The sequence below is a fragment of the Rossellomorea aquimaris genome (genome assembly GCF_001877785.1).
Classification (GTDB): domain Bacteria; phylum Bacillota; class Bacilli; order Bacillales; family Bacillaceae_B; genus Rossellomorea; species Rossellomorea aquimaris_A.
Map to the genome: position 1 here is coordinate 75722 of NZ_MINN01000150.1, position 21397 is coordinate 97118.

At 45.7% G+C, this 21397-nt stretch carries 23 protein-coding genes; 12 read left to right on the plus strand and 11 right to left on the minus strand.

Annotated features, from left to right (window positions below):
• Positions 1 to 135: a YuzL family protein gene (locus BHE18_RS21405; protein WP_071620505.1), complete on the plus strand. Its 135-nt coding sequence runs from the start codon at positions 1 to 3 to the stop codon at positions 133 to 135.
• Positions 136 to 632: 497 nt separating this feature from the next.
• Complete coding sequence (locus BHE18_RS21410) at positions 633 to 1262, plus strand: YczE/YyaS/YitT family protein (protein WP_235860409.1); 630 nt, start codon at positions 633 to 635, stop codon at positions 1260 to 1262.
• A gap of 29 nt (positions 1263 to 1291) precedes the next feature.
• On the opposite strand, the gene BHE18_RS21415 is transcribed toward BHE18_RS21410, so the two are convergent.
• Together BHE18_RS21415 and BHE18_RS21420 are read right to left on the minus strand one after the other, a co-directional pair.
• Positions 1292 to 1999 carry a YetF domain-containing protein gene (locus BHE18_RS21415; protein ID WP_071620506.1) on the minus strand — a complete coding sequence of 236 codons (708 nt, stop codon included), beginning with the start codon at positions 1997 to 1999 and terminating at the stop codon, positions 1292 to 1294.
• Positions 2000 to 2014: 15 nt separating this feature from the next.
• Positions 2015 to 2713, minus strand: a complete 699-nt coding sequence (locus BHE18_RS21420; protein WP_071620507.1) for a DUF421 domain-containing protein — start codon at positions 2711 to 2713, stop codon at positions 2015 to 2017.
• Between the two features lie 174 nt (positions 2714 to 2887).
• On the opposite strand from BHE18_RS21420, the gene BHE18_RS21425 reads away from it, so the two are divergent.
• On the plus strand, positions 2888 to 3835 hold the full coding sequence (locus tag BHE18_RS21425; RefSeq protein WP_071620508.1) for a bile acid:sodium symporter family protein: 948 nt from the start codon (positions 2888 to 2890) through the stop codon (positions 3833 to 3835).
• Between the two features lie 13 nt (positions 3836 to 3848).
• On the opposite strand, the gene BHE18_RS21430 is transcribed toward BHE18_RS21425, so the two are convergent.
• Together BHE18_RS21430 and BHE18_RS21435 are read right to left on the minus strand one after the other, a co-directional pair.
• On the minus strand, positions 3849 to 5516 hold the full coding sequence (locus BHE18_RS21430; RefSeq protein WP_071620509.1) for a potassium/proton antiporter: 1668 nt from the start codon (positions 5514 to 5516) through the stop codon (positions 3849 to 3851).
• A 136-nt stretch (positions 5517 to 5652) separates the two neighbouring features.
• On the minus strand, positions 5653 to 6573 hold the full coding sequence (locus tag BHE18_RS21435) for a proline dehydrogenase family protein (RefSeq protein ID WP_071620510.1): 921 nt from the start codon (positions 6571 to 6573) through the stop codon (positions 5653 to 5655).
• Between the two features lie 286 nt (positions 6574 to 6859).
• On the opposite strand from BHE18_RS21435, the gene BHE18_RS21440 reads away from it, so the two are divergent.
• Complete coding sequence (locus tag BHE18_RS21440; protein WP_071620511.1) at positions 6860 to 7123, plus strand: hypothetical protein; 264 nt, start codon at positions 6860 to 6862, stop codon at positions 7121 to 7123.
• Between the two features lie 17 nt (positions 7124 to 7140).
• Entirely contained in the window at positions 7141 to 7500 is a 360-nt protein-coding gene (locus tag BHE18_RS21445; RefSeq protein ID WP_071620512.1) for a spore coat protein, read from the plus strand.
• 531 nt (positions 7501 to 8031) lie between these two features.
• Here the strand turns inward: BHE18_RS21445 and BHE18_RS21450 are convergent.
• From BHE18_RS21450 to BHE18_RS21470, 5 genes are read right to left on the minus strand one after another with little or no spacing between them, the layout of a single operon-like run.
• Positions 8032 to 8295 carry a DUF2573 family protein gene (locus BHE18_RS21450; RefSeq protein ID WP_071620513.1) on the minus strand — a complete coding sequence of 88 codons (264 nt, stop codon included), beginning with the start codon at positions 8293 to 8295 and terminating at the stop codon, positions 8032 to 8034.
• A 19-nt stretch (positions 8296 to 8314) separates the two neighbouring features.
• Entirely contained in the window at positions 8315 to 9091 is a 777-nt protein-coding gene (locus tag BHE18_RS21455) for an IucA/IucC family C-terminal-domain containing protein (protein WP_071620514.1), read from the minus strand.
• Positions 9088 to 9903 (minus strand): ABC transporter ATP-binding protein, encoded by an 816-nt coding sequence (locus tag BHE18_RS21460; RefSeq protein ID WP_071620515.1) that lies wholly within the window; start codon positions 9901 to 9903, stop codon positions 9088 to 9090. The genes BHE18_RS21455 and BHE18_RS21460 overlap by 4 nt, the downstream gene beginning before the upstream one ends.
• A gap of 15 nt (positions 9904 to 9918) precedes the next feature.
• Entirely contained in the window at positions 9919 to 10974 is a 1056-nt protein-coding gene (locus tag BHE18_RS21465; RefSeq protein ID WP_071620516.1) for a FecCD family ABC transporter permease, read from the minus strand.
• Position 10975: 1 nt separating this feature from the next.
• Complete coding sequence (locus BHE18_RS21470) at positions 10976 to 11965, minus strand: FecCD family ABC transporter permease (protein ID WP_071620517.1); 990 nt, start codon at positions 11963 to 11965, stop codon at positions 10976 to 10978.
• A gap of 206 nt (positions 11966 to 12171) precedes the next feature.
• Here BHE18_RS21470 and BHE18_RS21475 point away from each other — a divergent pair, with 206 nt between their 5' ends.
• From BHE18_RS21475 to BHE18_RS21490, 4 genes are all read left to right on the plus strand, one after another.
• Positions 12172 to 13137 carry an ABC transporter substrate-binding protein gene (locus BHE18_RS21475; protein ID WP_071620518.1) on the plus strand — a complete coding sequence of 322 codons (966 nt, stop codon included), beginning with the start codon at positions 12172 to 12174 and terminating at the stop codon, positions 13135 to 13137.
• Positions 13138 to 13694: 557 nt separating this feature from the next.
• Positions 13695 to 15194 carry a spore germination protein gene (locus BHE18_RS21480; RefSeq protein WP_071620519.1) on the plus strand — a complete coding sequence of 500 codons (1500 nt, stop codon included), beginning with the start codon at positions 13695 to 13697 and terminating at the stop codon, positions 15192 to 15194.
• Between the two features lie 14 nt (positions 15195 to 15208).
• Entirely contained in the window at positions 15209 to 16297 is a 1089-nt protein-coding gene (locus BHE18_RS21485) for a GerAB/ArcD/ProY family transporter (RefSeq protein ID WP_071620520.1), read from the plus strand.
• Positions 16294 to 17388, plus strand: coding sequence for a Ger(x)C family spore germination protein (locus BHE18_RS21490; RefSeq protein ID WP_071620521.1), 1095 nt, complete (start codon positions 16294 to 16296; stop codon positions 17386 to 17388). The genes BHE18_RS21485 and BHE18_RS21490 overlap by 4 nt, the downstream gene beginning before the upstream one ends.
• Before the next feature lie 469 nt (positions 17389 to 17857).
• Here BHE18_RS21490 and BHE18_RS21495 read toward each other — a convergent pair whose 3' ends face one another.
• Positions 17858 to 18895 carry an oxidoreductase gene (locus BHE18_RS21495; protein ID WP_071620586.1) on the minus strand — a complete coding sequence of 346 codons (1038 nt, stop codon included), beginning with the start codon at positions 18893 to 18895 and terminating at the stop codon, positions 17858 to 17860.
• 149 nt (positions 18896 to 19044) lie between these two features.
• On the opposite strand from BHE18_RS21495, the gene BHE18_RS21500 reads away from it, so the two are divergent.
• Positions 19045 to 19359, plus strand: coding sequence for a thioredoxin family protein (locus tag BHE18_RS21500; RefSeq protein ID WP_071620522.1), 315 nt, complete (start codon positions 19045 to 19047; stop codon positions 19357 to 19359).
• Positions 19360 to 19424: 65 nt separating this feature from the next.
• On the opposite strand, the gene BHE18_RS21505 is transcribed toward BHE18_RS21500, so the two are convergent.
• Positions 19425 to 20864, minus strand: a complete 1440-nt coding sequence (locus BHE18_RS21505; RefSeq protein WP_071620523.1) for a PGAP1-like alpha/beta domain-containing protein — start codon at positions 20862 to 20864, stop codon at positions 19425 to 19427.
• 154 nt (positions 20865 to 21018) lie between these two features.
• Between BHE18_RS21505 and BHE18_RS23385 the strand changes: the two genes are divergently transcribed.
• The gene (locus BHE18_RS23385) at positions 21019 to 21159 is read left to right on the plus strand and encodes a hypothetical protein (protein WP_171910770.1); all 141 of its coding nucleotides are present in this window, start codon (positions 21019 to 21021) and stop codon (positions 21157 to 21159) included.
• A gap of 37 nt (positions 21160 to 21196) precedes the next feature.
• Positions 21197 to 21376, plus strand: coding sequence for an H-type small acid-soluble spore protein (locus tag BHE18_RS21510; RefSeq protein ID WP_071620524.1), 180 nt, complete (start codon positions 21197 to 21199; stop codon positions 21374 to 21376).
• The last annotated feature ends 21 nt before the right edge of the window (positions 21377 to 21397 follow it).

Here is a 21397-nt window from a genome sequence, read left to right on the forward strand (position 1 = left end):
ATGGCAAAACGCAAAAAAGATCCTTCAAGAGCAGGCGTCAGCGCTGCCAGTGTAAAAGGGAATGCCGGTCCGACAGTTGAAACTGACGGCGGCGGAAAAGTAAACAGTCAAAACAATCAATTTAAAAAGCAATAAGAGATGATCACAGGCGTCTTTGCAGGCTCCTGTGATTGTTTTTGGTCCATTTTTATGTTGAGTTGTGATTTTAAGGAGTAAACGGTAGGGAATTCGGCGGCAAGGACCAACTACTTCACCACCGGATTTGGTTTATGCTGAATGCTTAAAAATATCCTTTTATGCTGATTTTTTCGGATATATGCTGACAAATTTTTATTTATGCTGAATTATTTAGATTTATGCTGACTTTAGTAAAAAACGGAAACAAATTCCTCTTCTGCAATGACAGCCGTTTCCCCTTAAGGCCCATCCCTCGCTTCAATAACGCACTAAAGTGCAAACCCCAGACAAAATAAATAAAATATGCTGAAATGCAAAAATTAACTTTGCTTCCCTGTACGTTATGAAGTAAACTAAAAGTATTGTGTTTGGTTGTCAGACCTCTTACTTCAACAGAGTAGAGGGTACAACCAACAGTCTTTTGATAACGTTTACAGATAAGGAGAGAAAATACGATGATGATTCGTAGATCAGTATTTTTTACTATAGGATTATTCATTTTGACGATGGGTGTTTCATTGATCATTAAATCGGGGCTTGGGGCTTCTGCGTGGGATGCGCTCGCGGTGGGCGAGTCGAGAATGTTCGGCATCACGGTCGGTACCGCGGTGTTCGTTAATGGAATCGTGTTGATCGTTCTCAACGCCCTTATTATGAAAAAACGTCCAGATGTTCTGGCGACATTGACGATTTTTGTTATTGGCCTGTTAATTGATTTCTGGCTGCTGATTGTGTTGGCTGACTTTGCTCCAGTGATGATGGTCAATCAATTTATTGCTCTTGGACTCGGAATATTGACAGTAGGATTAGGTGTTTCCATTTACCTTCAGGCTAAATTCCCTGCAAGTCCAATGGACACGCTTATGGTGGCAATTCATACCCGCTTCGGGCTGAACCTGCGCAATTCACGGATCCTCTCAGAAGGATTTGCATTGACACTTGCCTTCTTATTTAAGGGGGATATCGGGATCGGCACAATTCTTGTAACGGTTCTATTAGGATTCGTCGTACAATATATGTATCCGATTTTTGAACAGTTATTCGAGAAAAAATCGTTTTCTAAAGCGGCGGTTCCAACTGAATAAAGGCTGGGTAGGGTGAGACTTTGAGAGTTTCATCCTTTTTTTAATTGATATACTTTTTTTGAACTGTCCATAGTAGCAAGAAAGACGGATTTGATATCCTTTACATGTTTCATATTCAGTTGATTCAGCACCCAACTCTCATCCACCCCCGCTTTTTCAAGGTTTTCAGGGATGAATTTGCCTTCGTTTATGATAATCAGCGGGATGTGTGAAGGCTTGACTGGCAGGTTCATGTCGGCAGGGGTAACAGCTGATCCGGCATCAAACTTCATGACGGATATATGTGCATTCGGCTCCAAAATTGCATACTTCACTTCGCTCACGTCAAAAACATTATGTATCCTCAGTTCGGATAAAAGCAAATCAACACTGATAAACTGCCGTTTCAGATTTTTCACTACGACTTTTCCATTATCAATCAAAATGGCTGGTTTTCCATTAAAGAAGAAGCTGAACGTTCGATTTTTCAATGAGATGAAGCTGAATGCGGTATGCCAGAAAAATAGGGTAAGTAAAGGTACGAACATATAAGTGAAAGAAACCTTTCCGTCAAGAACGGGTGATACCGTAATGGCACCAAGGATCCATATAAGTGCAAAATCATAGGTGGTCAGCTGATTTACTGCCCGTTTATATACATTTCTTCCGACCAGATACCCTACGCACCCTACTATAACCGTTCTGATCAGAAACCCCGCCAATGTGATATCCTCAATCCTTCCAAATACTTCAGGCATCTTTATACCTCCCTTTTAATTAATGTACAGTTCACCTGCTGGAGTCAGAAGTCCGATATAAACCTTCTCCAAACCTGTAACGTTCTGTCTGTCCAATTCTGCCATGATCCAGTTCACATCCAACTTCCTTTTTTTTAATACTTCCTTGTCAATCCTGCCTTCGTATATGACGATATCTGATAACTGCTTTGTAGTCATCGGAACTTCCATGGCTGCCTTTGTTACCGGCAGGCTGTTACTATTTTTAGCCACACTGAAATCCCCGTTAGGCTCTGCAATCATATATTCCACATTTTTCAAATCAAAGGCATCCTTCTGCCTCAGGATTGAAAATAAATTATCAATGGTAAGCAGCGTCTTTCTCAAATTCTTTTTGTGTACCTTTCCTTTTTCTACAATGACAGTCTCTCTTTTTGATGCAAAATAAGGTGACAGTTTTAAATAACTGTAGGAAAGCAAGAGTATGATGATGATATAAACGGTTATGATCGAGATGGCATCGATTGGACGGGATTCAGGCTGCACCATACGTGAAGCTGCAATATGACTGATTCCCGCCGCAACCAGGAAATTATAAGGTGTCATAATTCCCGGCTGTCTAAAGCCTAATGATTTATCAGCCAGGAAAAGGACAAAATATAAAATTGTCGTACGTATGAACAATTCCAGATAATTCAATTCTTCTGCTTTAAAAAGTATATCTTTCCATTCCACCCAGCTACACTCCTTCTCGTTATGCACTCTCCTCCCTCCCTATTGTTTGTTAGTTCATCGCTGACAATACATCGGTACAATAAACTCCGGTTTATAATACCTTTTTCATCAAAACCAAGCCCAAAAATGATATGATGTTTCTATTATTCTATTTCATTATTAGGAGCGTTTTTTATGCTGCAGGTATTAAATAAGAAATTAGAGAAGCTTATGCCCTTCATTACACCCTCAGCCGTTCTGCTCGGTGTATTGTTTGCTCCATATTTATCACCTTTGACGTTCATTGTGCCTTGGGTATTCGCATTTATGACATTTTCGGGGTCCTTGAGCTCAAATTTCCATTCCGTTAAGCGGGCCGTTCAATTCCCGGTGCCCCTTTTGGCTTCCCTCCTCATCCTTCACATCATCATGCCGCTTTGGGCGTTCGGGATGGGAAGCATCGTCTTTCCTGAGGATGGGCTGACAGTGACGGGCTTACTGCTGGCGATGGTCATTCCCACCGGAATCACGAGCTTCGTATGGGTGACCATTTATAAGGGAAATATCGGTCTCGCCCTTTCCATCATTCTCGTCGATACAATCCTTTCCCCCTTCATCGTGCCGGCCAGCCTGTCTCTGATTGTCGGACAAAAGGTTGAAATGGACAGCTGGAGTATCATGAGCGGTTTATTGTGGATGGTCGTGATTCCATCCATCATTGGAATGCTATGTAATCACCTGACAAAAGGAAGCATCAAGGACACAGTCGGGAAACAGTTATCCCCTTTTACTAAAATCGGAATCGGAGTGGTGGTTGCCATCAATAGTTCGGCTGTCGCTCCTTATTTAAAAGATATCAGTCTTAAACTCTTCCTGATTGCTTTCACCGTGCTTTTCATCGCCATCTCCGGGTTCGCACTGGCATGGCTGCTTGGCAGCCTGCTTAAACAAACAAGAGATACCAAAGCAAGCCTTTTATTCACCGGGGGGATGAGGAACATCAGTGCAGGGGCTGTCATCGCCGTTCAATACTTTCCCGCTGCCGTTGCAGTCCCTGTCGTGATCGGCATGCTTTTTCAGCAGGTGCTCGCCTCACTGTTCGGCTTTTTATTTTATCGCCATGAAGTGAAAATGAATTCATAACAAAAAGGACCCGTCAAAGGTCCTTTTTTGTTGAGCTGCTATTCGATTCAGGTTCTGAATGAAGGGGATTTTCGTGTACCTCCCCGAGTTCAGGGGAGTCCTCAGTGGATTCAATCCCGGCTTCACTGGAGCCGCTGCATTCATCTTGACAATCTTCTTTAATCCCGTCGCTTTGTTCAGCTAGACCAGGACTCTCATCTTTTTTCACAAAACCTTCGCCAGTCTCCTCAGGATCTTTCTTCGCATTCAACAGCTGATGAATATGCTTTCGTTGACTTTTACTCGCAAGCACATACAACGTATCGTCTGCTTTAATGATTGTGTCCCCTGTAGGGGTGATGAGATCATTTTCCCTGATCACCGCTGAAATCAGTGTTTTCTCAGGGAGTTCGATCTCCTTGATGGCTTTACCTGTAATAAATGCTTCGTCATTGATGTGGACTTCAATCATCTCATTATTGGTCTTACCGATGCTCACAAGTTCGATCGTGTGGGCAAGCGGCGGCCGGTCCTTGCCGGCAAGCTTGAGATAATTCGCAAGCGGGGTGATCGTTGCGCCTTGCACCAAAGCGGATAAAAGGACAACGAAGAACACCACATTGAAGATAATCTCACTGTTTTCAATCCCCGCCACCATCGGGAAGGTGGCAAGTACGATCGGAACTGCCCCTTTCAGGCCGGACCAGGATATGAAGAACTTTTCTTTCATATTGAAGCTTTTACCGAACGCAAGGCTGATATAGACGCCAAGCGGACGGGCAACAAAGATGAGGAGAACAGATAATATGATGCCCTGAAGCGCGATTCCCGGCAGATGCTGCGGGAATACGAGCAGGCCAAGCAGGATGAACATGACGATTTGAAACATCCATGCAAATCCTTCATTAAATCGGATGATGGACTGTCTGTAGGTCAGTTCCCCATTCCCTACTAGTATCGCCATTACATAGACAGCGAGCAGACCGCTGGCACCGGCAATGGTGGTGAGAGAATAAGTAAGGATGGCCAATGATACAGAGAGAACCGGATATAATCCGGAAGAATCAAGATTGATGCGGTTTATGATCCAGACGGAAGCAAGTCCAAATAAAATCCCGAACACAGCTCCCATCCCCATCTGCCAGAAAAAGTTCAAAATCAGATTGATTGGATTTGAATCAGGGAATTGGAGCAGCTGCAGAAACGCTACAGTCAGGAAGATTGCCATCGGATCGTTACTACCCGATTCTGCTTCCAATGTAGCTGAAATTTTCGGCTTGATGTTCTTATTGCCCAGTACCGAGAATACGGCTGCTGCATCAGTAGAGCCGACGATGGCACCGAACAGCATCCCTTCAAGCCAGGTCAGGTCGAGGATATATTTTGCGGCGACCCCTATGGACAGGGTCGTAACAACGACACCGATAGTAGCAAGTGATAACGCCGGTTTATAGACACTTTTTATATCGCTCCATTTAGTCTGAAGTCCGCCTTCAAACAAAATGATGATAAGTGCAATTGTACCGATGAATTGAGTGATATGAGCGTTATCAAAGAAAAAATATGAATTCAGGATCATACCGACAGCAATGAAGAGAACAAGAGATGGAACGCCAAGACTTGATGAAAACTTGGCAAAAAGGACTCCGATAAGAAGCAGGAGTGCAAGAAGGAATGAAACATTTTCAATAGAAAAATCCATTTAATCGCCCCGTAGAAAGTATTTATGTTATGGTTTATTATACTATATTGTGAATAAGGTCACAATCAATACCCCTTTTTTCAAAATAATTTAAAAAAATAAAACTCCACAAGGATAGCCGTGGAGTTTTTCATTCTTATTTATTTTTCATAACACCTTTCAACACAAATGCGACGTTTGCAGGGCGTTCAGCAAGACGTCTCATGAAGTAGCCATACCAGTCAGTGCCATATGGGACATACACTCGCATTTTGTAGCCTTCCTCCACCAGTTCTCGCTGGCGTTCAACGCAGATCCCAAAGAGCATCTGGAATTCGAATTGATCGCGCGGGATGTTATGTTCTTCAGCAAGTTTCTTTGTATAGTCGATGATTTTGTCATCGTGAGTGGCGATCGCCGTATAGTTACCGTTCAGCATATGCATCTTGATGATTTTTTTGAAGTTATCATCTACATCTTTTTTCTCAGGAAATGCAACTTTCGATGACTCTTTATATGCACCTTTCACAAGACGCAGATTCGGGGAATAGGCATTCAGCTCTTCCATATCCTTTTCTGTTCTGTAAAGGTACGCCTGAATGACCGTACCGATATTGTCATATTCCAATTTCAGTGTCTTGAAGATCTCGAGGGTCTTCTCACAGCGTGAGTAATCCTCCATATCGATTGTCACAAAGACATCGTGCTTCCTTGCTTCTTCAAGGATCATCCTCATGTTCTTCGTTACAACATCCTCTTGGAGGTCAAGCCCCATCGATGTCAATTTGAGCGATAATTGGGAACGTAATTTCTCTCTGCCTATCGCACGGACTGCTTCTACACATTCAAGGGCCATTTGATTGGCTTCCTCTACGTTATCGACAAACTCACCCAAATAATCTATTGTTACCACAAGATTCTGTTTATTCAATTCGCGAATGACCTCTACTGCTTGATCTATTGAAGAACCTGCAACAAATCTGGCCGCCCCGAAACGCAGGCCGTACTTTTTGGCCATTTTGGTTATCGGCTTATTTTTAGAAAGGAATAAAAAGAAATTACGCATTGCTTGCTCCATGTTGCTACCTCCCTGAAAAGAACATATATGTCATACTATGAAAACGTTTTCTTTTTTGATAAAAAGAAAAGATTTCGTGTAGTATTCTGTTTACCAACATTTTATCACCTATTAAACGTTTTGAATATACTTTTGTTACTTTCTTAGTAGAATATTATCGAAATTTGTTGAAGGTGCATAACGTGCATGAAAAAAGGCACAATAACGGTTGTTGGAGCTTGAGCATGGTTTTATTTTCAAAACATACATTAGGTCAAAATACTTATACTTTAAGGAGGAATCATTTATGCAGCAGCAACCCCAGCAGGGCAGCCAGCAGCAAACGTATACGCAGCCCCCTCAAATGTTAACGACGAAGGATTCACTGTATTTGAATGATATGCTTGCATGGAATCTGACGGCGATGAAGAAATGTCATTTTGCAGCCACCCAGTGCCAGGACCAGGAAATCAAGGCAGAGCTGGATAAGTGCGGGCAGATGCATCAACGTCATTATGAGCAATTATTGGTGCACTTGAACACGACTACTACTAATCAGGGCATGATGTAGAAAGGAGACTGAACCGCATGAATCAGCAAAATCAAAATCAGCAGAAGATCCAAAATCCGCAGACGCAGGTACCATCAACTCCGCAAATGAACGACCGTGATTTCATCACCGATGTACTGACTCACGAAAAATACATGACCGCTTCATACTGCACGGCTCTTAATGAGGCAAGCCACCAGGCGCTGTATCAAGATCTGCTTACGATCTTCAACGAAACACAGAACGCCCAGCGCGAACTGTACAATGAAATGTTCCGCAAAGGCTGGTACAAGCTCGAAGCAGCTGACAGCCAGAAAATCCAGCAGTCCTATCAGCAGCACCAGCAGTATTCTTCCCAGTTCCCATACGGGACAGGTGCAGGCGGACAGCTTCAATAGTTTGTTTTTGATGGTGCGGTCTCTTTTATGGGGACCGCTTTTTCGTGTGGGCGCGCGCGGATGAAAGGAACGGGCTCGGGCCTTTTTCAGCATTGACGAAAAAACAAGAGGCCGGGTTTATTTTCAGGGTGGTGTTTGATGCATTGATGGAGAAGAAATGGACCTCTTCGGGCCCGATTTACTAATGAATTTGGCAGGATTCCCGTGGATTTCAATGGAAATTGACTCATTTTTATAAAAACCAGCCTGTCTTTCACCGCAGCATTCGGCTTGTGTGTAAAATACGTGCCACTTTTCAGATTTACAAGCCTCTTTTGAAAAATACAGTCCACTTTCCAAATTCACGTGCCACTTTTCAGAAATACGAGCCACTTTCCCCGTTTTTCAAGCAACATGTCGAATTTTCTTTATGGGTGCCGTGCTCGCATACCCAGACCCAGATTAACACTCCATCCACTGCTCCAGCCTCATACAATCCACAAAAAAAGCACCCATCCCAGGGTACTTTCAACACCTATCAGCCAAAATCATCTATTCATCCTTCTTCTTCCGGTTCATTTCCTCCCGGTGGGCCTCGTTCAGCTCTTTGATCTCACCGATGATTTTCTTTATTTCTTCTTTGCCCTCTGGATACAGGGAGTTCCAGTGCTTCACGAGTGCAGGCATTTGTTTGGCGACGAATGAGTAAAGTGCATATTGGGTCACCATTTCTTTTTTCTCTGGGGACGTGTCGCCGATAAGAAGCTCTGTGTATTTATCAAGGAGTGCATCAAATTGTTTCTGAAATTCGCTCATGATATTCAGCACCTCCAGTTTAGTTTGATTCGCAAACCGTCCGCTTCACCTTGCACATTTGCGGACAGCTCTTGCAGCGGAATTGTTCGCCGTTCTCCAATCGATAGGAATAACAGCATGTCTTCCGGACCCGGATTTCATCGTCCAGACCTTCAACTTTTACTTTTTCAGTATAATATCTCTTCAAAGGATTCTTCTTATATTCACCGAACCAGCTGCTGTTTTCGTCGCTTAATAATTGGGCAAAATCATGCTGCTTCTGTTCCCTTTCAGAAGTGAATGCCTCATTTTCATAAATCCAGAAAAGATAGACCGCAACATTCTCCCACAGGATCAGACCCGGCAGCTTAACGGAGCGTTTCAACACTCCGATCATTTTTTCAACGTGTCCTGCGAACAGGGAGCGGATGAATTCTTCTTTTTCAGCAGGGGAAGTAAATTCCCCGACGCCAAGATCTTTCAGATAGAATTGAGGGAGCCACAGTCCCTGATCATTTACATGATCGACAAGCACAAGATTCTCTGGTGACAGATTCAATTTCCGGTTCCAGCAGGTTGCAGAAAGTATCCCAAGAGCTGCGACAAACGCATAACGCTTCATGAAAAGGGATCCGGCTGTCTTCAACTCGCTGGATCCCATTAGTGCAAACCTGTCTTCAAGATAGCGGACCATCTCCCCTTCATCGAAAATAAGCCGCGATGCTTCAGTGCCTCCAGAACCAGACGGGACCCCCTTCAAAAAGCGGTACTGCTCCAGAAGTGACCACTGATCTTGAGTCAGTGAAGAAGTCCTCATACAGGCTCACCTATAGAATTGAGGATGCATCTGCCTTTTCCGAACGGGATGCAGAGCGGCGTTCCGAACAACGGATCGCTCGTCACCTGGCAGTCCATATCAAAGACATTCTTCACCAACTGGCAGCTGATGATCGTTTCAGGTTTCCCCTGTGCATAAATCTTTTGATCCCGGATAGCCACGATATTGTGCGCGTAGCGGCAGGCAAGGTTCAAATCGTGAAGGACCATGACGATCGTGCGCTCTTCCGTCTCGTTCAATTCAAACAACAGATCTAGGATTTCGATCTGATGGGTCATATCCAAATAAGTGGTGGGCTCATCCAACAGGATGATGTCCGTATCCTGGGCAAGGGTGAGCGCGATCCAGGCACGCTGGCGCTGCCCTCCCGACAGTTCATCGACTTTGCGGTGCTGCAGTTCTTCCATTTTCGTGGCTTTAAGTGCATTCTGGACGATTTCCTCATCTTTATGGGACCATTGTTTGAGCCATGTCTGATGCGGATATCTCCCTTGTTTAACCAGCTGGAGTACCGTCAATCCCTCGGGTGCCGTCGGCGATTGAGGAAGGATCGCCATCTTGCGCGCCACTTCCTTGGTGGACAGCTTGGCAATGGCATCGCCTTCTAAAAGGACAGATCCCTGCTTCGGTTTCAATAAACGCGCGATGGAGCGGAGCAATGTCGACTTCCCGCATCCGTTTCCACCGATGAATACGGTGATTTCCCCTTTGGGAATTTCAATATTCAGTTCATCGATGATAATCCTTTCACCATAAGCCAGGGTTAAGTCTTTCGTTTCAAGCATGCTCATTACGCAGCCAACTCCTTAAGAATTTCTTGTTTTAAATAGAAGATAGATAAAATACGGTGCACCGATTGCGGCGGTAAATACTCCTGCAGGAACCTCGAGGGGCAGGAACAGCGTCCGTCCGATCAAGTCAGCGAGCATCACAAGGATCCCGCCGATGAGAGCAGATGCCGGAAGCAGTGCGCCGTAAGATGAGCCTACCATCCGCCTCGCCATATGAGGGGCCATCAAGCCGACAAATCCAATCCCCCCTGCAAAGGAAACCGCTCCGCCTACCAATACCGTCGCCATGATGAGAAGGAAGAAGCGCTGCCTTTGGACATGCCCTCCCACTCCCTTGGCCAGTTCTTCACCAAGTTCCTGGATATTCAATTGACGTGTGATGAAAAAGCTGATCAGGATGAACACGATGCTCCATGGAAGGAGGATCGAAACATCCTGCCAGTCCGACCCGTTGACAGTACCGGTGATCCAGATATTTGCCTGGCTGGCCCTGTATATGGGACCCATGATCATCAACAGCGTTGTGACTGCCTGGGTCAAAGCTGAAATCCCGATACCGATCAAGACTAGTCTTACTGGCGAGACGCCTTTTCTCCAAGCAAGAAAATAAACGAGGAATGCGACAACGGCTGCCCCTATGAAAGCAGCGACCGGCATCCACTGGATGCTGACCGGAAGCGTGCCGTCCTCATTACTGAAAATCGTTAAAAATGCCACGACCGCGGCTCCCGCCCCGCCGGTGATCCCGATGATATCCGGAGAAGCCAGGGGGTTTCTGATCATTCCCTGCAGAATTCCGCCGGCAACTGCAAGGGCCATACCTGCAAGGAGAGCGATGATGATACGGGGCAGACGAAATGATTTCACGACGAGCTCTTCAAGGCCCGTTCCGCCTCCGAAAAAGACGCTGACGACATTCCACGGGGCGATCTTCATATCCCCTATCCCGGTGCTTACAATCAATACAAGGGCAGTCAGCACACCAAGTATCGTCACTTTTTTTAATGCGGACAAATCGATCAAAAAAGATATTCTATCTTTAAACCAGCGTTTCCCTATGAATCTATTCATTTTAGAACCCCTTCCTGGCCACATACACAAAGAATGGAGCACCGATGACAGCGGTCATCACACCAACAGGCACTTCCTGGGGCATGATGATGTAGCGTGCAGCTATATCGGCAGTCAAAAGAAGGACCGCGCCCAGTAAACCTGCGTAAGGGATGAGCCACTTGTGATCGACTCCTATCAGCTTCCTGGCCAGATGAGGAATGACAATCCCGATGAATCCGATCGGTCCCGCAATTGCGACGGAACCACCTGCTAAGAGGACGACGATCAAGAGCGCCAGGAACTTAATGAGGTTGGTTTTCAATCCAAGTCCCTTGGCTACGTCTTCACCCATTGCTAATATATTCATTTTGCCTGCGAGTATGAGCGCCCCGATCCACCCTGTCAGGATGTAAGGGAAAACCCCTGTCAAAATCTCCAGCTTCCTGCCCTGTACCGAACCGGCAAGCCAGAACAGAACCTGTTCAAGCGCCGATTCATCGAGTACGAGCAGGCCTTGCGTAAAGGACGAGAACATCGCTGTGATCGCAGCCCCGGCAAGGGTCAGTTTCATCGGTGTAAGACCGTTATTGCCTGCTGCACTGATGGCATATACGCCAAAAGCGGCGATCCCCGCACCGAAGAAGGAAAGCCAGGTGAAGGTCTGCAGGTCGGTGATCCCGAACATAGTCACGGCGACCACCACCATGAAACCACCCCCTGCGTTGATGCCGAATATGCCCGGTGATGCGAGCGGATTCTTCGTCAACGTCTGCATGAGTACCCCGGAAATGGCGAGTGAAGCCCCGACAACGGCAGCGATCAGCGCTCTTGGCAGCCGGATTGTCTGCAGAACCAGATGTTCGGTGGACTGGTCGGGATTCATAAACGATTCCAATGCCGTTTTCCAGGATGTATCCGTATATCCGTATACGATGCTCATTCCGATACATATAATAAGGAAAAAGACCGTCCCTAGAAATAAAATGAATTGTTTTTGCGTTTTAATCATATGTTTACCTTTCAGGTCACAGTTTACGTAATGGGTAGAATAATCCTTCTTACCCACTTCCTATTTTAGAGAAGATTGGGAGTGCCGTCAATGACTTTGAAAATCATTATCAATTAGTTGTTGACAATGAAAACCTTCTCAATTATGATTATGTTTGTGAATGATAATCATTATCAACCAAACTATTTTTAGGAGGATTCATACATATGAAAGTAAGAAGTTTATTGTCTTTACTGTTGATCTCTTCCCTTCTTTTCCTGGCAGCCTGCGGGAACAAAGAGGAAGAAAAGGATTCATCAGCAAGTAATGATGACAAAAAAGAAGAAACATACACAGTAGAACACGCAATGGGTAAGACTGAAATAAAAGGCACTCCCAAAAAGGTCGTCATCCTGACAAATGAAGGCACGGAAGCACTTCTTGCATTGGGTGTGACTCCTGTTGGTGCTGTCCAATCTTGGACTGGTGATCCTTGGTATGATCACATCGCTGATGATATGAAAGACGTTGAAGTAGTGGGAACTGAAAGTGAATTGAACATCGAAGCGATCGCAAAGCTTCAGCCGGATCTGATCATCGGTACGAAACTCCGTCAGGAAGAGCAGTACAACCAACTGAAAGAAATCGCTCCGACTGTTATGTCTGAAACACTTAAAGGCAACTGGAAAGAAAACTTCGAACTGTATGCAAAAGCATTGAATAATGAAGAAAAAGGAAAAGAAGTAATGGCTGAATACGATCAGCGCATTGAAGACCTGAAAGGCAAATTGGGCGATAAGCTGAATCAGGAAGTTTCAATGGTACGCTTCCTTGCAGGCGATGTCCGCATCTATCACAAAGATTCATTCTCGGGCGTCATCCTTGATCAATTGGGATTCGCACGACCTGCTGAGCAGGATAAAGATGACTTTGCCGAAAATGGTGTAACGAAAGAACGTATCCCTGCAATGGACGGGGATGTCCTCTTCTATTTCACATATGAAACAGGGGACGGCGAAGCAAACAAATTGGCTGAAGAATGGATCAATGATCCACTGTTCAAAAACCTTGAAGCAGCCAAATCAGGAAACGTCCACGAAGTAAGCGACGCAATCTGGAACACCGCAGGCGGCGTAATGGCTGCTAACGCAATGCTCGACGACATCGAGAAAATTTTCTTGGACAAAGAATAAGAAGCAACGAAAGAGGCTGGGACAAAATTGTTTTGGTCTGAGTAAAACCCGAATTAATTTGCACACTATGCGGCAAATTAGTTCGGGTTTTTAATTTGTTAAAAATATATTCAGATTTCAGCCTTTCCTAGCGGTTGATTGGAGTGCAAGACGAAGACTCCTGCGGGAAGAGTAGCTTATTAGAAAAGCGGAAGGGCTTTGCTCAGAGGCGTGTGGCATAAGACGAATCGGCCACGAAGGCGTTCTTTGCCTTCTTGGTCGTTTTGGCTTATGACAGTTGCCTCTAAGCCCTGCAGCTGGACAAGTGAGACCCCGCAGGCTTGCCGAGGAGGCTCACGGGCTACCCGCGGAAAGCGAAGTCTTGCACGGAAATCATTAGCGGTATAAAGAACCTATATTGATATTGTTCGTATTGTTCGTCTTTATATGGCAATTTCTTAGTTTTGGTCCAACCTCTTTTGATTAAAAAACCCATCCCAGCTCCCCTTCAACTTTTCATAATTCTCCCTTTTTCGGAAACACTAGAGGATACACCAAGACGAACTTGAGGGATTCCTATGTTTTCTTTCTTTAAGAATAACAATGATAAGAACAAAAAAAAGCCGTCCTTTAATAGCATCAAATCCGCTTTTGATAAATCAGTTGATTATCAGCATTCTTATTACCTGAATCCCTTTACCGGGGTGAAATTCAGCCTTCATTATTTCACTACTTTGATTGACGGAAAAATACTGCAGGAAGATGTTCTTCCCTATGTGCTGTCAAAGGATTTCAATGACCTTGACGACCTGAAAACTATCGTCCCGATTATGGATATAGAAATCTCACAAGACGAAGCCGTCATCGAACAGAAACTTTTGAACGGATATTCCATGTTGACGATGGACAAATCCAATCGGAAATTCGCTTTCATCGCGACCAAAAATGAAATGGGACGCAAAGTGTCACAGCCGGAAGTTGAATTCAGTGTAGTCGGTCCTAAAGAGGCATTTGTTGAATCACTGAGCGACAACTTGAACCTCCTGCGTAAACGGGTCCCGGTAAAGGAGCTTACGGTCGAAGAATTGAGTGTCGGTACCATCACTCATACAAGAATCGCCCTCATTTACCTTGATGGTTTAGCAGATGAAGCGAATGTAAACACGGTCCGTCAGCGGTTGGATGCCGTTGATTTCGACCAGATTATGGACAGCTCGTTCATAGAACAGCTGATATCGGATAATACCTTATCACCCTTTCCATTGCTATTGGATTCGGAACGTCCGGACCGCGTCGCTTCCGTGTTGATAGAAGGCAAAATTGCCATACTGGTGGACGGATCGCCTCATGCATTGATCGGGCCCACCACACTTGTTGAATTTTTCAACGCATATGAAGATTATTTTCTTAACTTTATAGTCGCATCCTTCTTCCGTCTTGTACGTGTATTTTCGGTTGCCTTCTCGATTCTGATCACGCCAATCTATGTAGCGGCCCTTACGTATCATTACGAGCTGATACCGAAGGACTTGATGGCCACACTCGTCACATCGAGGCAGGAAATCCCGCTGCCTCCGATACTCGAAGCACTGTTCCTGGAACTCACCATTGAACTGCTGCGGGAAGCAGGGGCGCGGCTCCCGACGAAGGTCGGCCAGACGATCGGTATCGTGGGCGGTATCGTTATCGGGACAGCATCGGTTGAAGCAGGCCTTACGAGTAACGTCCTGCTCATCCTTGTTGCCCTTGCCGCACTGGCTTCGTTCACAACGCCGGTTTACCGGATGGGTAATACAATCCGTATCCTCCGCTTTCCATTTTTACTATTGGCACAGCTGTGGGGGCTCCTCGGAATTGTTTTCTGTTTCTGTTTCCTTCTGGGGCACCTAATGAATCTGACCTCACTCGGCCGGCCATTCCTGGAGCCTTTATACCCGCCGCGTTTAAAGGATTTGAAGGACGCTCTCATAAGGTTTCCGTTTTTCAAGCAGCCGGACCGTCCTTCATTCCTGCGGACAAATAAATCTACGCGATTCAATCCCTCCGAAGGGAAGAAAAAGCTTGATATCGACGAATGATTGGAGGTGCTGTAATGCAGCCGATTCCTGAAAGCAGAAAAGTCTCCCCTTTTCTCGTATTCTTTCTTATACATGCGATCCAGGTCGGAGCCGGAGTGTTGGGCTTTCAGCGGATCATCTCTCAGGTTGCAGGGTATGATGGATGGATTTCAGTAATACTCGCCGGAATCACCACCCATATCCTCATGTTCATCATGTATCTTTTATTGGACAAAGGCGGCGGCGACCTTATAGAAGCCCATGCCCTCGTTTTTGGAAAATGGTTAGGGAAAGTGATGGACCTTATATTCGTCCTTTATTTCACACTGCTTGTCGTCACGATTTTGAGAACCTATATCGAGGTCGTCCAGGTATGGATGTATCCAAGGCTCAGTACCTTTTATTTCGCCCTTGGCTTTATGATCCTGGCTTATTATATCGTTTCGGGCGGGGTAAGGAATATTGCAGGGGTGGCTTTTTTCGGGACGATCCTTCCGAGCTATCTGTTGTTGACATTCGCATTCACATTCCCGTTCAGCGATTTCCGGAATATGCTTCCCGTCTTTGATCATTCGTTTAAGGAAATCATGCTGGCCACAAAAAAAATGTCGCTGACGTTTCTTGGCTATGAATCGATCCTGCTGCTTTATCCCTTCATAAAAAATGCGAAGAAGTCCCAGAAATATGCACAATGGGGGCTGTTTACCACTACAACGGTATATGTCATTATCGCACTTATTTCGTTTGCCTTCTTCAGTGAGAAGCAGCTTGCAAAGACGGTCTGGGCCACTTTATCGATGTGGAAAATCGTCGAGATGCCATTTGTTGAACGGTTCGAATATATCGGGATAGCCAACTGGTGCCTGATCATCCTGCCGAATGTCTGTATCTCTTTATGGTGCGGAAGCAGGATCATGAAGAGGACTACCTTCCTCAAACAGCGTCATTCTGTATGGATTCTATCGGCAATTGTCATCGGCATCCTGACATTCTTGACAAACCGCCAGCAGGTGAACTTCTTGAATACTCTTTCCGGAGAAGTCGGTTTCTATATCAACTACGGATACATCCCTCTTCTCCTCTTATTGGTGATCATCATGAAGAAGGTGAAAAGGAAATCATGAGAAAGCAACTGACATTATGTATTACACTGTTATTAGTGCTGACAGGCTGTGTCGAAAGGGAAATCCTTGATGACTTGAATATCGAGACCGCCAAAGGATATGACCTGATAGGTGAGAATACTATCAGGGGAACGGCATTATTTCCTGTATATATCAAAGACGGAGCAATTGAAAACAGAACCTTGTCTGCCGAAGCCCCTTCCACTCGGGAAGTACTGGAGACATTATCCAGGAAGTCACAGCAGCCCCTCGTTCGGGGAAGCCTGGATGTCGTGCTTATCGGAGACGAGTTGGCGAAGAAAGGGATCCTGGATGTGGCGGATTCACTGCAGAGAGATGCAAGCATCGGGGCGCGGGTAATGCTGGCCATAACCGAGGGAAATGCAGGAGATATTCTGAAAGGCAATTACGGAATCAGGGGGAACGGGATGTTCATTTCGAATCTCCTTCATCAGAACATCAAGAGGCGGGAGCTTCCTGAAACCAATTTACATATGTTCCTCTTTGATTATTATCAAGACGGGCAGACTCCTTATCTGCCGATCATCAAACAAGTTTCCGACAATACCCTGGAAGTGACGGGGGTAGCCCTGATGGATGATGACAAGATGATCGACAGGGTTGCAGCCGATGATCTGTTCTTTTTCAAACTTCTGGTGGATAAGCTTTCAGAGGGAAGCCATGTGGTAAAGCTTGGGGGCAAAGACGGAAGCACGGAGCAAAGAGTCGAAGCAGCGGTAACGAGCATAAAATCGAAGCATAAAATCAAAGTAGTGAATAAAACGGATCCAGTAAAGGTGACCATCAAAATCACGATTCGCGGGATCATAAAAGAATACACAGGAAAAAGCTTAACACCAAAAAAAATAAAAGAAATAGAAGAAAAGATGTCTTCGGATATTGTGGACCATTCAAAGAAACTGCTCGCCCGTTTCCAGGAGCTGGGTATAGACCCCATCGGCATCGGGCAGCTGCAAAAACACGGAATGCGCGGGTTTAATATAAAGGAATGGGAAAAGTCATTATATCCGAATGTCCAGTTCGATATTAAACCTGATGTGGAAATACTTGAGTCAGGGACTGTAGAATAGGTTCGTGAAGACTGAAAAAAGCAGTTGGGACAAAAGCTCAACAAAAAGACGAAAAATCTCAGTAAAGGCTCTTAATACCGCTAATGATTTCCGTGCAAGACTTCGCTTTCCGCGGGCGGCCGGTGAGCCTCCTCGTCGCTGCGCTCCTGCGGGTTAGAAAAGCGGAAGCGGCTCGCCCAGAGGCGACAAGCATAAGGCGAGCAAGCCGGAAAGGCGTACTTTGCCTTTTGGCTTGCTTGACTTATGACCTCGAGCCTCTAGCCGCTGGAGCTGGACAAGTTCCACCTGTCTCGCTTTTCCCGCAGGAGTCTACGTCTTGCACTCCAATCAAACGCTGGTAATATTTCACACCCAATTATACAATTCAACTAAAAACCCGATTTGATTTACTTTTTATAATGCAAATCAGTTCGGGTTTCACATAGGCTGTAACACTTTCGTCCCAGTCTACTTTTCTATTCACTTGCTTTTACAGTTGGACTACCTTTCCATCGGACGAACTTTCCTTGCAGGCTTCAATGATCCTGATGACTTCAAGGGCTTCTGCTGCTTTTACCGGTGACGCATCATTATTCCTGATGGCATCAAGGATTCCTTGATAAAAAAGAGTGTAGTCTCCTTTTTCAGAAGGAAGTTTTACGGTGTCCACCTTTTCTCCGTCCGCAACGGATAGCGTCCCCCAAGCACTTTCTTTCTCCTGTCCCCATGTTTCCGAATATGGATCGAGACCCTCTTTCAGGTCTGCTTCCTGTCGGTCCATACCGTATTTCATATAACTCCCGCTGCGGCCGTGTACCTGATAGCGGGGTCCGGGATCAAGTACCATTGAGCGGGAATTGAGGGAAACCCTCATCCCTTCATACCCCATTATGATATGGAAATAGTCCTCCGCCTTATCCGGATCGCGCTGTGAAAATACATCTGCAAATACCCATTGAGGCGTACCGAACAGACATAACGCCTGATCGATCAAATGTGAACCGAGGTCAAACAACACGCCACCGCCTTCGATTTTGTTCTCCTTCCAACGATCCTTCACCTGCGGACGGTAACGGTCGAAATGAGCTTCGTATGTCGCAATTTCCCCCAGCCGCTTTTCTTCTAAAATCTTTTTGATCGTCAAGAAGTCAGCATCCCAGCGGCGGTTATGGAAAACGGACAACAGAAGGCCCTTTTCTTCGGCCAGTGAGATCAGCTCTTCTCCCTCGGAACTTGAGGTGACGAAGGGTTTTTCCACCACCACATGTTTCCCGGCATGAAGGGACTGCTTGATCATTCTGTAATGGAGGTGGTTCGGTGTTGTAATGACGACAAGCTCGATGTCTTCCTGAAGCAGTTCACCCAATGTTTGAACGACCCTTGCATCTTCTAAGTCTTTCCGGACTTTCTCTTCGTTAGAAGACAAGACTGTATGTATATGATAGTCCTTGGAGTGCTGCAGAAGAGGACGATGAAAGCTTTGTCCTGAAAATCCGTAGCCGGCAAGTCCAACGTTGATCGGTTTCATTTTATCACCTGAATTTCTATAGAATGTATCCATTATACTATCATGTCCTGTACAGATCAGGGAAATGCTTTGCAGGACGGGATCTGATATCTTGCAGTTTACGTAAAGTTCCACATAGGGTTAAAATAAGAGGGAAAGGGGGGTTACAAATGCAATCGATCAAAAATAAAGAAACGTTCGAAGAAATCATTTCTTCAGCACAGCCCGTAATCGTAAAATTCCATGCAGACTGGTGTCCTGACTGCCGCCGCATGGACATGTTCATTGATGAAATCATGGAACAATACGATCAATATAAATGGTATGATATCAACAAGGATGAACTTCCAGAGATTGCGGAAAAGTATGACGTCATGGGGATCCCAAGCCTGCTAGTCTGGAAAAACGGCGAAAAGGCCGCCCATCTTCACAGTGCGAATGCAAAAACGCCTGATCAGGTGACAGACTTCTTGGAATCCTTATAATGACAAAGCCCGTCCTCCGCTTTACGGCGGGACGGGCTTTAAGCATTTTAGCAGGATTGGATGAATTACTCATGAACGTTTCCATACTCATCGACCGTAACGGTTCTGATGACCGTCCGTTGGAACCGATCCCCCTGTGCGGTCGTTCCCTTTAAGTCAATCGTGATGTTATGGATGCCTTCACCATATCCTGCAAGGGTTTCCGGTTTGAGATCCGCCGGTTGATCCTTTTTCCCTGATGGGAAGTGGGAAAGATGAAATTGTTTTTCAATATCCACTATCCCTGTCATCTTCACTTCCTTGCTTTCGGACTCAGACACTTTACCGCTGATGAATTCATCCATCCCCACATTCGCACCGCCTGAAAAGATGACGTTCAGCAAATAGGACTCCCGTGAATCATTCTTTGCCTCCATCACCCATCTGCCCTTAGCCGGCGACGGGATGATGATCGAATGGTGAAGTGCATCCGGAAAGAAGCCGGTCTCATCACCCACTGTGACAAAACGGACATGCCGCCTGCCATCAGGGTCCGTCAATACATAGGAGGCATCGGTTGATGAACTGATCCAATCAACCGTCAGCTCATCCACCCCATCTTCCACATAGAATCGTTCTGTTGCGACACCCGTATAAACCCCTCCTTTGTGGAGGACTGTAACGGGCAACTCCTCTTCAGTCGATTCCGCGGCAATGGCTCCAGGAAGTTCTTCCACTTCCTCAAGAACCAATTTTTCTATATAAGGAAAGATTTCATTTCCCAGTTTGATTGTCTTGTGGGTCCAGTCACCGACCATCACTTCCTCCCCGTAAGGAAGCTGTGAGCTCTTCACCGTCACCGCACCGTCACTTGCACCGAACCGCTTCAAATACAAACCGCCCCAAAACAATTCTGATCCCATGCTGCCCCAGCCCGTACCGCCGAATGTATAAAAAGATGAATGCCCCCGCTCCATGTTGTCATCCGTCCGTTTCCGGTAGGCTTTCATATAGCCCGTCTGCAGGGAAAAAACCGCTTCACTCCTGCTGCCGAGCGTATCCGCGATCCAGTCTGCCCATTTGCTGAATGCCAGATCTGCAAGCTGGGATCCGTGATGAGGAGTCGATAAGGTGATCACCCGCTTCACAAACTGCGAGGCATCATGATAAACCATTGCCGTCTGGGCATCGATCCCTCCCTTGCTGTGAGCCACAATCACCACTTTTTTTTGAAAAGATACAAAAATCTCCTTCAGTTTTTCAGCCAGCAGCAGTCCATTCGACCACATATCTGCCGTCCCTGAAAGATTGATGAACGCTGTCCGGTATCCTTTTGCCCGCGCTGTTTCACGGATATCATTCCCATCTACGCTCCATGTTGCAGATGTCGTGTTTATACCATGAATGAAAAGGATAGGATAGCTGCCGGGCTTTACTTCGTCAGGCTCTTCCCCCGTATACCAGCTTCCCGGAATGGTTTCACCCGCTGTGCCCGATGACATACGGGAATTTAGAGACTCCATCATAAAACCGCCCCCTTCTATTTATAGTTCTTTTCTTTATCCCGCACCTGAAATCCTTTAATCGGCTTCCATCTTTTTAAATAGGGACTTCATCCCCATGCATATCCCTCACCCTTTTTTCCAAAACTAAAGTGACTAGACGAAGGAGGAATGACCAATGACGAAAAAAGATAATAAAGGAAGCAGCAACCAGAACTCCCCAAAGCGGGGGACCACTGAATTCGCTTCGGAACTGACAAGCGGGGATAACAGCAAGGGCAACAAACATAACAAGGACCAAAAGAATAAGACTGACTGAGAACTTACACCGGTTAAACATAAGGAGGATGCCGAATATGGAGCTTAAACGTGCGAAGCAAATTTTATCTTCATCTGCAGACATAGAAGTGAAATTTCAAGACGCTTCTGTCTGGATCGATGAAGTGATGGAAGACGGACAGACAGCAGTGGTACACTTGCGCGGTCCGCTTGAAGAGAGATCACAGGTAAGCATTGCGGATCTCCAGGAAGGCTGATAGCACAATTGGAAAAGCCAC

Excerpts from the sequence above, each read along its gene's own strand:
- BHE18_RS21405 (WP_071620505.1), top strand. The coding sequence starts at position 1 with ATGGCAAAACGCAAAAAAGATCCTTCAAGAGCAGGCGTCAGCGCTGCC.
- BHE18_RS21410 (WP_235860409.1), top strand. The coding sequence starts at position 633 with ATGATGATTCGTAGATCAGTATTTTTTACTATAGGATTATTCATTTTG.
- BHE18_RS21415 (WP_071620506.1), bottom strand. The coding sequence starts at position 1,999 with ATGCCTGAAGTATTTGGAAGGATTGAGGATATCACATTGGCGGGGTTT.
- BHE18_RS21425 (WP_071620508.1), top strand. The coding sequence starts at position 2,888 with ATGCTGCAGGTATTAAATAAGAAATTAGAGAAGCTTATGCCCTTCATT.
- BHE18_RS21430 (WP_071620509.1), bottom strand. The coding sequence starts at position 5,516 with ATGGATTTTTCTATTGAAAATGTTTCATTCCTTCTTGCACTCCTGCTT.
- BHE18_RS21435 (WP_071620510.1), bottom strand. The coding sequence starts at position 6,573 with ATGGAGCAAGCAATGCGTAATTTCTTTTTATTCCTTTCTAAAAATAAG.
- BHE18_RS21440 (WP_071620511.1), top strand. The coding sequence starts at position 6,860 with ATGCAGCAGCAACCCCAGCAGGGCAGCCAGCAGCAAACGTATACGCAG.
- BHE18_RS21445 (WP_071620512.1), top strand. The coding sequence starts at position 7,141 with ATGAATCAGCAAAATCAAAATCAGCAGAAGATCCAAAATCCGCAGACG.
- BHE18_RS21450 (WP_071620513.1), bottom strand. The coding sequence starts at position 8,295 with ATGAGCGAATTTCAGAAACAATTTGATGCACTCCTTGATAAATACACA.
- BHE18_RS21455 (WP_071620514.1), bottom strand. The coding sequence starts at position 9,091 with ATGAGGACTTCTTCACTGACTCAAGATCAGTGGTCACTTCTGGAGCAG.
- BHE18_RS21460 (WP_071620515.1), bottom strand. The coding sequence starts at position 9,903 with ATGAGCATGCTTGAAACGAAAGACTTAACCCTGGCTTATGGTGAAAGG.
- BHE18_RS21465 (WP_071620516.1), bottom strand. The coding sequence starts at position 10,974 with ATGAATAGATTCATAGGGAAACGCTGGTTTAAAGATAGAATATCTTTT.
- BHE18_RS21470 (WP_071620517.1), bottom strand. The coding sequence starts at position 11,965 with ATGATTAAAACGCAAAAACAATTCATTTTATTTCTAGGGACGGTCTTT.
- BHE18_RS21475 (WP_071620518.1), top strand. The coding sequence starts at position 12,172 with ATGAAAGTAAGAAGTTTATTGTCTTTACTGTTGATCTCTTCCCTTCTT.
- BHE18_RS21480 (WP_071620519.1), top strand. The coding sequence starts at position 13,695 with ATGTTTTCTTTCTTTAAGAATAACAATGATAAGAACAAAAAAAAGCCG.
- BHE18_RS21485 (WP_071620520.1), top strand. The coding sequence starts at position 15,209 with ATGCAGCCGATTCCTGAAAGCAGAAAAGTCTCCCCTTTTCTCGTATTC.
- BHE18_RS21490 (WP_071620521.1), top strand. The coding sequence starts at position 16,294 with ATGAGAAAGCAACTGACATTATGTATTACACTGTTATTAGTGCTGACA.
- BHE18_RS21495 (WP_071620586.1), bottom strand. The coding sequence starts at position 18,895 with ATGAAACCGATCAACGTTGGACTTGCCGGCTACGGATTTTCAGGACAA.
- BHE18_RS21500 (WP_071620522.1), top strand. The coding sequence starts at position 19,045 with ATGCAATCGATCAAAAATAAAGAAACGTTCGAAGAAATCATTTCTTCA.
- BHE18_RS21505 (WP_071620523.1), bottom strand. The coding sequence starts at position 20,864 with ATGATGGAGTCTCTAAATTCCCGTATGTCATCGGGCACAGCGGGTGAA.
- BHE18_RS23385 (WP_171910770.1), top strand. The coding sequence starts at position 21,019 with ATGACGAAAAAAGATAATAAAGGAAGCAGCAACCAGAACTCCCCAAAG.
- BHE18_RS21510 (WP_071620524.1), top strand. The coding sequence starts at position 21,197 with ATGGAGCTTAAACGTGCGAAGCAAATTTTATCTTCATCTGCAGACATA.